Origin of the sequence: Nitratireductor arenosus (genome assembly GCF_009742725.1) — a bacterium.
Classification (GTDB): domain Bacteria; phylum Pseudomonadota; class Alphaproteobacteria; order Rhizobiales; family Rhizobiaceae; genus Mangrovimarina; species Mangrovimarina arenosa.
Map to the genome: position 1 here is coordinate 249,655 of NZ_WPHG01000002.1, position 12,275 is coordinate 261,929.

Consider the following 12,275-nt stretch of genomic DNA (forward strand, 5'->3'; position numbering starts at 1 on the left):
CCCCGCGCATCTGAATTGCGCAAGCCTAGAGCTTGGGCAGGAATGCCGGCGGTTTTTCGATCGCCGAGCCCTTTTTCAGGTGCGACTGCAGCTTGTTGTGCGGCCTCACGGAACCGGTCTTGTTGTGCGACTGCGCCTTGTTGTGCGGCCTCACCGAACCGGTCTTCTTATGCGACTGCGCCTTGTTATGCGGCGATCCGGTCTTCAGGTGCGACTGGATCTTCTTGTGCGGCGAGCCGGTCTTCAGGTGTGACTGCGTCTTGTTATGCGGCGAGCCGGTCTTGAGATGCGACTGCGTCTTCTTATGCGGCGAGCCGGTCTTCAGGTGCGACTGCAACTTCTTATGCGGCGAGCCGGTCTTGAGATGCGACTGCGTCTTCTTATGCGGCGAGCCGGTCTTGAGGTGCGACTGCAACTTCTTATGCGGCGAGCCTGTCTTGAGATGCGACTGCAGCTTGTTGTGCGGCGATCCGGTCTTGAGGTGCGACTGCAGCTTGTTGTGCGGCGAGCCTGTCTTGAGATGCGACTGGATCTTCTTATGCGGCGATCCGGTCTTGAGATGCGACTGCAGCTTGTTGTGCGGCGAGCCTGTCTTGAGGTGCGACTGGATCTTCTTATGCGGCGAGCCGGTCTTGAGATGCGACTGGATCTTCTTATGCGGCGAGCCGGTCTTGAGGTGCGACTGCAGCTTGTTGTGGGGCGAGCCTGTCTTGAGATGCGACTGCAGCTTGTTGTGCGGCGAGCCGGACTTGAGGTGCGACTGGATCTTGTTGTGCGGCGAGCCGGTCTTGAGGTGCGACTGGATCTTCTTATGCGGCGATCCGGACTTCAGATGCGACTGCAGCTTGTTGTGCGGCGAGCCGGTCTTCAGATGCGACTGGATCTTGTTGTGCGGCGAGCCTGTCTTGAGATGCGACTGCAGCTTGTTATGCGGCGAGCCTGTCTTGAGGTGCGACTGCAGCTTGTTATGCGGCGAGCCTGTCTTGAGGTGCGACTGCAGCTTGTTGTGCGGCGATCCGGTCTTCAGATGCGACTGCAGCTTGTTATGCGGCGAGCCTGTCTTGAGGTGCGACTGCAGCTTGTTGTGCGGCGATCCGGTCTTCAGATGCGACTGCAGCTTGTTATGCGGCGAGCCTGTCTTCAGATGCGACTGGATCTTGTTGTGCGGCGAACCCGTCTTCAGATGCGAGTTCCACTTGGAATGGATGGGCGTCGGATCGCCGGTGCCGACATCGTGGCAATCCTGGTCGTTGGTGCTGTCGAGATCGCCGATGATCCCCACCATGCCGGGATAGAGCAAGCCGAGCGTTTCGTCGTCGAGTTCGCCGGTCGGATCGAGACCGCTGTCGGACTGCAATTGCGCCAGCGCCGATTGGGTCTGCGGTCCCAGAATGCCGTCGATCGGACCTGGATCGTAACCCAGAAGCGCGAGCGCGACCTGGATCGCCTGCGCGTCGACGCCACCGTCCTCGCCGTACAGCCACTGGATGCTGACGCAATTGGTGAGGATGTCGGAGCCATAATCCGCCGGAATCGATATCTTGAGTGCGAATTCCGTCGCTTCGCCGACGCCAAGCGTCACGCTCGGATTGTAGCACTGGATGCCCGCGTCGAGCTCGAAGCAATTCCAACCCGTTCCGATGGTCTCGACGAAGGGCGCGGCCTCGGGTTCGATCACGTCCCAGAGATAGACCGGACCCGAGAAATCGGCCGGGCCGTTATTCGTCAGCTTGATGGTGAAGCTGCATTCCGAACCCGGCAGGCATTCGACGGGACCACTCTTGTCGATGTCGAGATCGTAGCCCTGTGGCTGCGGCAGTGCCGGTTCTCCGGGCGGGAGTGCGCCGCCAGGGCCAGCGCGGTAAACCTCCACGTCGCCGATCTTGGTGGCGTCGTGCTTGAGCGCCTCGATGGCGATAGGATTGCCGGCCTCGTCGATATTGGTGTCGAGGTCGATCATGTAGGAGGCGAGCACCGCGTCGGCGGGGTAGGGATCGCCGGTGGCGGGATAGGCGCCGAGAGCGGCCTCGGGCAGCACCTCGTCGAGTGCTTCGGCGGGTGTGCCCTGGATGCCGTGCACCTCGGAGAGATCGCTGCGTTCGCCGGTCGAAGGCTCCAGGCAGGGCCCGTCGGGCGAGCACAGCGAATCGCCGGAGGCCCAGATGCTGCCATAGGGCCGTTCGGCGTCGATCGTGCCGTCGGTGGTATAGCCGTAACCGAAATCGACGCCGCCGGCGGCATTGGCGCGGATATGCGGCGCGCCAAGCGATTTGCGGTCATTAAAGCCGACATCGTAACGGCCGAGCGGGAACCAGAACCCTTCGCCCGTCAGCGTATATTGCAGCACGCGCGCGGCATGCGGCTTGGCGAATGGCTGCGATTGGTCGAGGCCGAGATTGCGCACGCCGCCGCGTTCGCCGATCAGCATCACGCCTTCGTCTGAAATGGCCAGGTCAGGCACCGCGCGCGGCGTCGCGTCATCGCCGCCGAATGCCGGCAGGACGATTTCGCGCCGCACATCGGCGCCATCGAACCCGCCATTTTCGTCCAGGCCGATGGACCAGACGCTGTTGGCGGCGTCATCGCCGGCGCCGTCCCAGTCGGGATTGCCCATGCCGTCCGCGCCCGACACGGCATAATAGAGCCGGGTTTCGTTCGACAGCGGATCGGTGAACACGGCGAGGCCGAACACACGGCGGCGGAAATCGGCATAGTTCCAGCATTCGGGCGTCTGCGCGAAGGCCTGCGGCGTTCCGGAGGCGTCCGCGCAATCGCCGACCGCGGCCGTCGAGGCCGGATCGAAAGCGATCGCGGGCAAGGTCGCCGCCTCGCCGGTAACGGCGTCGAGGAAGCTGGCGCGCGCGTCGGCGCCATGGTCGAAGCGGTCGATCTGCGTGCCGTCGAGCGCCAGGCGATGGATCATGCCGGTTTCGAGGTCCGAGACGAACAATTGTCCGTGCGCCTTGTCGAAGGCGACATTGCCGAGGCCGGCGCCGGTGTTTTCGCGCCCGTCCAGTGTGATCGCGGCGAGCAGTTCGGGCTGGTAGCCATTGTCGGCGTTGAGCCTGTAAAGCCCGCCGGGACCGCCTTCGCCCCATTGTCCGGGCAGCCAGTCGGTATTGTCGGGATCGCGATGCAGGCCGAATTGCGACGTGGCGGTCAGGTAGATATTGGCCGGACTGGCGTCATCGATCGCGATGCCGAAGACCTGGCCGACCTGGCCGGCGGTGACGGGAAGGCGTTGCGGCTCGTCGATCCAGTGGCGACCGTCGGCGGCGAAGCCGGGATTGCGAATGTCGACGACGGAGCCGACGACGCCGCTTTCATCGATCAGGGTCAGGCGCTCGCCGTCGGCAAGCGTGATTTCGGTGGTGCCGGAAAAGCGCGTCGCAAAGGCCTCTCCGGCCGACAGCGCCTCTTGGGCAAGGGCTGCGGGAACCAGCGCGGACGACCCCAAAAGCAGGGCTGAGGCGAAGGCGAGACGTTTGCCTTTCAGGGCGTTGCGTGAAAAATGGCGGGTGCGTAACGGGTTGGCGGCCATGGGATGCTCCTCCTCCTGGCAGGCTATCAGTCCCTTTTTATCCGGGCCTTCACTAGGTCCGCTTGCCCTCCGGGTAAATGAAGCACTTCACACCACCCGCGGGACACAAAGCTAGGCACGAAATCTCGTCTTGGTAAAGCGCAGGCGCGCCTTGTTCCTGTTTTAGCCTTACTTCCGCATGAAACCGCCGCTGATTTTTCAACTTTTCGGCGATTTCGACCACGGAGCCTTTGACTGGCCGAAACCTTGCCGATCCCGTGTGAACCCAGGCTGAACGGCTTCCGGCTGATGACGGAGGCGGGCAGGCCAATCCTGGCGCGATCAATGAAGTTTCGCGGCGCGGTGACTGTCACGACGGCGATGCGCCCGCCGCGCGAGAAAATCTTCTCGCACGGCGGGTTTTTCTCGCACGGCGTTCCGGTTTCGTTTCTTAAGAAGTGTTGATTTTATTGGAAATTTTTGGTGGGTGATGTAGGGATCGAACCTACGACCCGCTGATTAAGAGTCAGCTGCTCTACCAACTGAGCTAATCACCCACGGAGCCGCGTCTCAAGGAGCGCGAGCGTGCGGCTCTATAGCCGCTCGTTCCGGCGGTTGCAAGCCTTGGCGGGGGAAGAATTCAGACGAAAAGCGTTCCCTCTGCCAGCCGGACCGCGTAGCCGCCGATGCGTGCGGCCGTAAGTGCGCCGGCGGCGGTCTCTACCTCCAGGCGGATATGGGAAGGACGGCCCATTTCGATGCCCTGTTCGATCCAGTGGCGGCCGAATCCGTCGACAGGGGCGTCGAAGGCGACCAGCGCTCCGGCGAAGGCGGCGGCCGCCGAACCGGTGGCGGGATCTTCGACAATGCCGTCATGCGGGGCGAACATGCGGGCGTGGAAGGCGCAGTCCTCGCCGACCGTCTCGCGGCAATAGACATAGGCGCTGGGGATGATGTTGTCGGCTGGCGGCGCGATGTCGAGCCACAAGCGCGGATCGAACTGGGCCCGGCCGGCCGCCTTAAGGTCGGCGACCGGGATGCAGACATAGGGCACGCCCGCCGTCCAGGCAGAGGGACGGTGGTTCTCGAAACCGATCTCGCCGGCGTCGAGCCCGAGCGCGGCGGCGATCAGTTCGGGCTCGGCCGACAGCGCGACGGGATTGGGCAGGCGCGGCAGGTCGAATTCGGCGAAGCTCGCCCGGCCGGGCGTGGCGCTGACGGCGCAGCGCACCGGGCCGATCTTTTCCTCAAGCACGAGAATGGCAGTGTCGCCGGCCCGCGCCTTGCCGCCTTCATGGAGCGCGATTGCGGTGCCGACGGTCGGGTGGCCGGCAAACGGCAATTCGCTCTTGGGTGTGAAGATGCGCACGCCGGCGGCATGGGTGGAATTTCGCGGCGGCCCGACAAACACGGTCTCCGACAGGTTGAATTCGGCGGCGACGGCCTGCATGGCAATGCCGTCGAGCCCGTCGCTGTCGCGTACGATCGCCAGCGGATTGCCGGCAAGCGCGCGGTCGGTAAAGACATCGTAGATCTCATAGCGCCGTCCGGCCATTCTTCGTCTCCGCTCGCGGGTCGGTGTCGGGAGTTTGAGGTCCAGAAGAGCGGTTTGCGTCCGGCTTGGCAAGCGTCGTACGCCGGATGGGCGGGGCCTCAGGCCGTGCGATGTCGGTGGCGGGTGACGAGCACGCGCAGGATGCCGCGTCCGCCGAACAGGATCGAGACGAAATAGACCAGGCCGGCCGACAGGATGATGGCCGGACCCGACGGCAGGGTGAAATGGTAGGACAAAAGCAGGCCGGCCGTGCTCGACGCGATGCCGATGGCGATCGCCAGCAGACACATCGTGTCGACGCGCGCGGTCCAGAAACGGGCGGCGGCGGCCGGCAGCATCATCAGGCCGACCGACAACAGCGTGCCGAGCGCCTGGAAGCCGCCGACCAGATTGAGCACGACCAGACCCAGAAAGACGAAATGGACCAGCGGGCCGATGCCGCTGACCGAGCGCAGGAACAGCGGGTCGAGACATTCCGCGATCAGACCGCGCCACAAAAGCAGAAGCGCGGCGAGCGTCGCGATCGAAATGCCGGCGATCAGCGTCAACGCCTCGTCGTTGAGCGCCAGCACGCTGCCGAACAGCACATGCATCAGGTCGACGCTGGAGCCGCGCAGCGACACGATCAAGACGCCGACGGCGAGCGAGATCAGGTAGAAGGCGGCCATCGAGGCGTCCTCCTTCTGGACGGTCAGGCGCGAAACCGCGCCGGCGCCGAGCGCCACCAAAACACCGGCGATCAGCCCGCCGACGGTCATCGGCACGATGGCGAGACCGAACAGCAGGAAGCCGGTCGCCGCGCCCGGCAGGATCGCGTGCGCCATCGCGTCGCCGGCCAGGCTCATGCGGCGCAGCATCAAGAACACGCCGACCGGACACGAGGAGATCGACAACAGCACCACGCCGAGCAACGCGCGGCGCATGAAGGCGAATTCGACAAAGGGTGAAACGAGGAGGTCGATCATAGCGAGCCGCTGCGCTGTGCCGCGGCCGGAACCGGCGATGACGCCGTTCCGGTATGGTCGTGGCCGGCATGCGGGCCGTCGGCCGCGCACCAGGGGGCGTCGTCGTGCCAGGCTTCGTCGAAGCGGCGCGCGCGCGCCAGAATGTCGGGCTGCATGACGTCTTGCGTGCGGCCCCAGGCGATCGGGCGGCGGGCCAGAACCAGCGTTTGGGGAAAATGGTCGCGCACCAGCTCGAAATCGTGGACCACCACCAGCACGGTGCGCCTTTCGCCATGCCAGTGCCGGATGAGGGCGATCAGATCGGAGGTCGTCTTGGCATCGATAGCATTGAACGGTTCGTCGAGCAGGATCAGATCGGCCTTCTGGACGAGCACGCGGGCAAAAAGCGCGCGTTGCAACTGGCCGCCGGACAAGGTGTCGATCGGCCGGTGCTCGAAGCCGGCAAGGCCGACCGCGTCGAGCGCGTCGCGCAGGTTCTCCCGGTCGCGATGGTCGTAGCGTCTCAAAAGGCCGCGTTTCGGCCAAAGCCCGAGGCCAATGAGGTCGAGAACGCGGGCGGGAAAGCTGCGGTCGATCTCGGATTGCTGCGGCAGATAGGCGAGACGCTGGCCGGGTGCCGTCTTCACGGCGCCGGCCATCGGTTTCACGATGCCGACGATCCCTTTCATCAGGGTGGATTTGCCCGATCCGTTGGGGCCGACCACGGCGGTCAGCGAGCCGCGTTCGACGGGGCCGTTCAGATGGTGGACGGCCGGGTGGCTGCCATAGCCGAGGGTCAGGTCGCTAAAGGTCAGGCTGGCGTCGCTCATTGCCATGTCCGGAATAATCGCCGACGCTGCCGGCCGATCCCGTCTGGTTATGTGATGTTATTACGTTCGTCAATGGCGGGATCGGATCACGATCGGGGCCGGCGGACGGCAAACACGCAACTGTGTTCGTAAAACCGGGTCGGAATTGAAACCATACCGGGTGGCGCGCGTCTATCCTTGCGAAACTACCTTGAAGGCGGCGGCATAGCCGGCTTGGATGGTGCGGCAGCAAGGCGGGTGGTGGCCAATGAACGAACAATCTGCAGGCAGCGGCGCGCTCCGCCCGGACTTCTACGACGCTTTGCCTATTCATGCCGGCTTCGAGGGCCTTGCGGACGGAGCGGCCTACCGGCCGGTGCCGGACGACTGGTTCGTCGGTACCGCCGATATTGTCGGTTCGACCGAGCTGATCGCGGCCGGTCGCTACAAGGTCGTCAACACGGTCGGCGCGGCGGTGATCTCGGCGCAGATCAACGCGGCCGGCGGAAGGCGGTTTCCGTTCGTGTTCGGCGGCGACGGCGCCGGGTTCAGCTTTGAAGCGGACCGGCTGGAGGCCGCGCGCGATGCGCTGGCGCGCGTGATCGGCTGGGCCAGGCGCGAGTTCGAGATCGAGATGCGCGGCGCGATCGTGCCGGTCGGGGCGATCCGCGCGGCGGGCCACGAGCTTGCCGTCGCCCGCTACGCGCCGTCGCCCGGCGTCGATTACGCGATGTTTTCCGGCGGCGGCATGGCCTGGGCGGAAGGCGAGATGAAACGGGGGCGCTACCGGGTCGAGGCCGCGCCGGCCGACCAATATCCCGATCTGGCCGGCCTGTCGTGCCGCTGGACGCCGATGCGGGCGAGGCACGGCAGGATCCTGTCGCTGCTGGCGATCCCGAGAGCGGACGCGCCGATAGCAGCGGTCGCTGACGCCATGCGCCGGATCATCGCGCTGACGGTCGGGCTGGAGCGCGGCGGCCACCCGGTGCCGGCGGCGGGGCCCGGTTTCGAATGGCCGCCGCTCGGGCTGGAGCTGGAGGCGCGCGCCCGGCGCGGCGGCGGCTCGTTGATACTCAACAAGCTGCGACTCCTGGCCGAAACCCTGTTTGCGCTTTTCCTGTTCAGGACCGGGCGCGGGGTCGGCGGTTTCGATCCGGGCCATTATGTCGAGACGACCAGCGCCAACGCCGATTTCCGCAAATTCGACGACGGTCTGAAGATGACGATCGATTGCGACGCCGAAACCTATAAAAAACTGGAGGCGATGCTGGCCGAGGCGGCGGCCAAGGGGCTGCTCGACTACGGCCTGTTCGAGCAGGACGAGGCGATCATGACCTGCATCGTGCCGTCGGTGTCGAGCGACGACCACGTGCATTTCGTCGACGGCGCGTCGGGCGGCTACACCACGGCGGCGTTGGCCATCAAAAGGCGGGGATAGCGTGCTTTCAGCGGTCGGCTCCTGTGTCCGGTTGCCTGGCCGCGATGCGCTCGGCCACCAGGTCCTGCATCCGCCACAAATGCCGGTCATGCAGCCCGAGCCGTTCGAGATGCTCGACCGTGTTGAGGAGATATTCGGCCATCGTGCCCCAGAAGCCGACGGCGACCGCCAGCCGGTCGGCGATCTCGGTCTCGCTCAGGCCGCCGACATAACCGGCATAATTGTGCTCGGCGACGAAGGCGATGGCGCGCAGCGGGCCCGTGTCGGTGGCGACATTGACCCAGCGCGGCAGGATCGGCGGCTCGCGTTCAAGCAGCCGAACGAGGTCGGCGTCGAGACGTTCCGGCGCGATCTTCAGCGCCACGCCCTTGCAGCTTCCGCCCCGGTCGAGCGACAGCATCAGGCCCGGCTGGTCGACATTGCCGCGATAACGCGTATCCCAGCCGAGGCAGAAGGCGCGGTGCCAGCCGCGCACGAGGCCGGTGCGCCGGTCGGAAAAGGCGATCGGTGCGCGCCAGATAAGCGAGCCGAAGGCGAACACCCACAACGGCTCGCCGGGCGCCAGCGCGGCGCGCAAGGATGTCGCGGTGTCGGCGAACCAGCTTTTCGGGACATTTTTTTGCCGCTGCATCGGCCCGGGATCGGCGAGGTCGCGATGAACCTGCCGGACGAGCTCGGCTGTCAGGCGCGGGCGTCGCGTCATTCCTGTCGTGCGGTCGGGGCGCGATGGCGGCGTGCGACGGCCGATGGCCGGCCGGGTAGCGCAAGCCGGGTCTGTTGCCGGTCGCGCTCGGCCACCACCTTGCCGGCGGCGATCACGCACAGGCGCTCGGCGCGCAGCCTCAGCGCCTCGACAGGATCGCCAGCGTCGAGGATGACGAGGCTTGCCTTGCTGCCGACCGCGACGCCGTAATCATCAAGCCCCATGATCGCAGCGCTCTCGGTCGTCACCATGTCGAAACAGCGCCGCATCTCGTCCGGGTGCGACATCTGGGCGACATGCAGGCCCATGAAGGCGACGTCGAGCATGTCGGCGGTGCCGAGCGAATACCAGGGATCGAGCACGCAGTCCTGGCCGAAGCCGACGCGGATGCCGTGGGCGTGCATTTCCTTGACCCGGGTCAGGCCGCGGCGCTTGGGAAAACTGTCGTGGCGGCCCTGAAGCATGATGTTGATCAACGGGTTGGGGATCGCCGCGACCCCGGCCTCGGCGATCAGCGGCAGGAGCTTGGAGACGTAATAATTGTCCATCGAATGCATCGAGGTCAGATGCGAGCCGGCGACGCGGCCGCCGAGGCCGAGACGCTGGGTCTCGTAGGCGAGCTGCTCGATGTGGCGCGACAGCGGATCGTCGGTCTCGTCGCAATGCAGGTCGACCATCAGCCCGCGCTCGGCCGCGATCTCGCACAGGGCGGTGACCGTGCGGGTGCCGTCGGCCATGGTGCGCTCGAAATGCGGGATGCCGCCGACGACGTCGACGCCCATATCGAGCGCGCGCAGCGTGTTTTCGCGCGCGCCGGGCGAGCGGTAGAACCCGTCCTGGGGAAAGGCGACCAGCTGCAGGTCGATATAGGGCGCGACCTCCTTCCTGACCTCCAGCAGCGCCTCGACGGCGAGCAGTCGATCGTCGCAGACATCGACATGGCTGCGGATCGCCAGCAGCCCCATGGAAACCGCCCAGTCGCAATAGGCAAGCGCGCGCTGTTTGACCGCCTCGTGGGTCAGGAGCGGCTTCAGCTCGCCCCACAGCGCGATGCCCTCCAAAAGCGTGCCCGACGCGTTGGTGCGCGGCAGGCCGTAGGACAGCGTGGCGTCCATGTGGAAATGCGGATCGACCAGCGGCGGGGCGACCAGATTGCCGCTCGCGTCGACGACGCGTCCGGCCTCGGCGGTGATGCCGGGCTCGATGGCGACGATCCTGGCTCCCGCAATCGCGATGTCGGCGATTTGGCCGTCAGGCAGGGTGCCGCCTTTGACGATCAGGTCGAAACTCATCTCTCGCCTTTCTGGTAGGGGATCATCAGCGCCTTGGGATAGGTCGCGCGGCGGGCGACGAGAATCAGCGCCAGCACCGATAACACATAGGGCAGCATCAGGAAGAGCTGATAGGGGATGACGCCGCCGGTGACCTGCTGCAGGCGCACCTGATAGGCGTCGAAGGCGGCAAACAGCACCGCGCCGAGCAGCGCCTTGCCCGGACGCCAGGAGCCGAACACGACCAGCGCGATGCAGATCCAGCCGCGGCCGTTGACCATCTCGAAAAAGAACGAGTTGAAGGCCGACATGGTCAAAAAGGCGCCGCCGACGGCCATTAGCGCGCTGCCGGCCATAACCGCGCCGATGCGCGTGGCGGTGACGCCGATGCCCTGGGCCTCGACGGCGGCCGGGTTTTCGCCGACGGCGCGCACGGCCAGCCCCAGCGGCGTGCGATAAAGCACCCAGCCGACCACGGCGACGGTGACGAAGGCGAGATAGGTGAACGGGGTCTGGGCAAACAGCGCCGGGCCGACGAGCGGAATGTCGGACAGGAGCGGGATTTCCAGCGGCTGGAACGAGTCGATTTTCGGCGGCGAGGTCACTTCCGGCAGGGCGAGACGATAGGTGAAATAGGTCAGCGAGGTGGCGAGCAGGGTGATGCCGATGCCGACCACGTGCTGCGACAGGCCGAGCGGCACGGTCAGCGTGCCGTGCAGCAGCCCGAAGGCCGCGCCGGTGGCCGCGGCGACCGCGATCCCGGTCCACAGATCGCCGCCCGAATAGACGGTGAACCAGCCGGTGAAGGCGCCGGCGACCATGATACCCTCGATGCCGAGATTGAGCACGCCGGCGCGCTCGCAGATCAGTTCGCCCATGGTGGCGAAGATCAGCGGTGAGGCGATGCGGATCGCGGCGACCCAGAACGAGGCGGTGAACAGGATTTCCAGAGCTTCGGCCACGCTCACCTCCACCGGATGCGGTAACGCGTCAGCATGATCGCCGTGACCATGGTCAGCAATGCGGTCGCCGTCATGACGTTGGCGATGTAGCTCGGCACGTCGGCGGTGCGGCTCATGGCGTCGGCGCCAACGAAGATGCCGGCGACGAAGATCGCCGCGGCGATGACGCCGAGCGGATTGAGCATGGCGAGCATGGCGACCACGATGCCGGTGTAGCCGAAGCCCGGCGACAGATCGAGCGTAAGGTTGCCCTTCAGTCCCGACACTTCGGAGAAGCCGGCGAGCGCTGCCAGGCCGCCCGACAGGAGCGCCGTCTTCATCAGCACCGTGTTGACGGGGATGCCGGCGAAACGCGCGGCCGCGGGGTTGTGGCCGACGGCGCGCATCTCGTAACCGAGCGCGGTCTTTTTCATGATCACCCAGACCCAGAGCGCGGCGATGACGGCGATCACGAAGCCGTAATGCAGGCGCTTGCCGCTGACGATGCGCGGCAGCTTGGCCTCCGCGATCACGCGTTCGGATTGCGGCCAGCCGAGCCCCATCGGGTCCTTCAAGACGCCTTCCAGAAGCATGGAGACCACGAGCAGCATGATGAAGTTCAACAACAGCGTGGTGACGACCTCGTCGACGCCGAGCCGGGTTTTCAAGAAGGCCGGACCGAGCAGAAGCAGGGCGCCGGCCGTCATCGCGGCCAGCATGATCAGCGGGATGAGGACGATCGCCGGCAGGGGCAGGGCGCCGGTGCCGAGCACGACGGTGACGATGGCGCCAGCGTAAAGCTGGGCTTCGGCGCCGATATTCCACAATTTGGCGCGAAAGGCGACCGCGACCGCAAGCCCGGTGAAGATCAGCGGCGTGGCGCGGGTCAGGGTTTCCAGCAGGGCGAATTGCGAGCCGGCCGCGCCCTTGGCCACCAGCGCGAACACCGACAGCGGCGAGGCGCCGGCCGCCAGCACCAAAATGGCGGCGATCGCCATGGTGGCCAGGATCGCGCCCGCCGGATAGGCGAGCGTGGCGGCGAGCGAGGGTGCGGATTTGGGTTCAAGCCGCATGATGAGGGCGTCCAAGGCCTT

9 protein-coding genes and 1 tRNA gene are annotated in these 12,275 nt (G+C 65.8%); 1 reads left to right on the forward strand and 9 read right to left on the reverse strand.

Annotated features, from left to right (window positions below; translation table 11 throughout):
• Positions 1-25 precede the first annotated feature (25 nt).
• From GN330_RS08150 to aztA, 5 genes are all read right to left on the reverse strand, one after another.
• The gene (locus GN330_RS08150) at positions 26-3,541 is read right to left on the reverse strand and encodes a peptidoglycan-binding domain-containing protein (protein ID WP_156712197.1); all 3,516 of its coding nucleotides are present in this window, start codon (positions 3,539-3,541) and stop codon (positions 26-28) included.
• 460 nt (positions 3,542-4,001) lie between these two features.
• Positions 4,002-4,077, reverse strand: a tRNA-Lys gene (locus tag GN330_RS08155).
• Positions 4,078-4,160: 83 nt separating this feature from the next.
• On the reverse strand, positions 4,161-5,075 hold the full coding sequence (locus GN330_RS08160; RefSeq protein WP_156712198.1) for a PhzF family phenazine biosynthesis protein: 915 nt from the start codon (positions 5,073-5,075) through the stop codon (positions 4,161-4,163).
• Positions 5,076-5,173: 98 nt separating this feature from the next.
• Positions 5,174-6,040: a zinc ABC transporter permease AztB gene (gene aztB / locus GN330_RS08165; protein ID WP_156712199.1), complete on the reverse strand. Its 867-nt coding sequence runs from the start codon at positions 6,038-6,040 to the stop codon at positions 5,174-5,176.
• Complete coding sequence (gene aztA, locus GN330_RS08170; RefSeq protein WP_156712200.1) at positions 6,037-6,849, reverse strand: zinc ABC transporter ATP-binding protein AztA; 813 nt, start codon at positions 6,847-6,849, stop codon at positions 6,037-6,039. The genes aztB and aztA overlap by 4 nt, the downstream gene beginning before the upstream one ends.
• Before the next feature lie 247 nt (positions 6,850-7,096).
• Here aztA and GN330_RS08175 point away from each other — a divergent pair, with 247 nt between their 5' ends.
• Positions 7,097-8,266 carry a DUF3095 domain-containing protein gene (locus GN330_RS08175; protein WP_156712201.1) on the forward strand — a complete coding sequence of 390 codons (1,170 nt, stop codon included), beginning with the start codon at positions 7,097-7,099 and terminating at the stop codon, positions 8,264-8,266.
• A gap of 7 nt (positions 8,267-8,273) precedes the next feature.
• Here the strand turns inward: GN330_RS08175 and GN330_RS08180 are convergent, their stop codons facing one another.
• The 4 genes from GN330_RS08180 to GN330_RS08195 are packed head-to-tail and all read right to left on the reverse strand — an operon-like array spanning position 8,274 to position 12,254.
• A complete protein-coding gene (locus GN330_RS08180) occupies positions 8,274-8,969 on the reverse strand; it encodes a gamma-glutamylcyclotransferase (RefSeq protein WP_156712202.1) in 696 nt (231 codons plus the stop codon).
• A complete protein-coding gene (locus GN330_RS08185; protein ID WP_156712203.1) occupies positions 8,966-10,261 on the reverse strand; it encodes an amidohydrolase family protein in 1,296 nt (431 codons plus the stop codon). The genes GN330_RS08180 and GN330_RS08185 overlap by 4 nt, the downstream gene beginning before the upstream one ends.
• A complete protein-coding gene (locus tag GN330_RS08190; protein WP_343040440.1) occupies positions 10,258-11,202 on the reverse strand; it encodes an ABC transporter permease in 945 nt (314 codons plus the stop codon). Before GN330_RS08190 ends, GN330_RS08185 begins: the two co-directional genes overlap by 4 nt.
• Before the next feature lie 2 nt (positions 11,203-11,204).
• A complete protein-coding gene (locus tag GN330_RS08195) occupies positions 11,205-12,254 on the reverse strand; it encodes an ABC transporter permease (protein WP_156712204.1) in 1,050 nt (349 codons plus the stop codon).
• Positions 12,255-12,275 lie beyond the last annotated feature (21 nt).

Coding starts and splice junctions, on each gene's coding strand:
- GN330_RS08160 (WP_156712198.1), bottom strand. CDS start 5,075: ATGGCCGGACGGCGCTATGAGATCTACGATGTCTTTACCGACCGCGCG.
- GN330_RS08195 (WP_156712204.1), bottom strand. CDS start 12,254: ATGCGGCTTGAACCCAAATCCGCACCCTCGCTCGCCGCCACGCTCGCC.
- aztB (WP_156712199.1), bottom strand. CDS start 6,040: ATGATCGACCTCCTCGTTTCACCCTTTGTCGAATTCGCCTTCATGCGC.
- aztA (WP_156712200.1), bottom strand. CDS start 6,849: ATGAGCGACGCCAGCCTGACCTTTAGCGACCTGACCCTCGGCTATGGC.
- GN330_RS08150 (WP_156712197.1), bottom strand. CDS start 3,541: ATGGCCGCCAACCCGTTACGCACCCGCCATTTTTCACGCAACGCCCTG.
- GN330_RS08180 (WP_156712202.1), bottom strand. CDS start 8,969: ATGACGCGACGCCCGCGCCTGACAGCCGAGCTCGTCCGGCAGGTTCAT.
- GN330_RS08175 (WP_156712201.1), top strand. CDS start 7,097: ATGAACGAACAATCTGCAGGCAGCGGCGCGCTCCGCCCGGACTTCTAC.
- GN330_RS08185 (WP_156712203.1), bottom strand. CDS start 10,261: ATGAGTTTCGACCTGATCGTCAAAGGCGGCACCCTGCCTGACGGCCAA.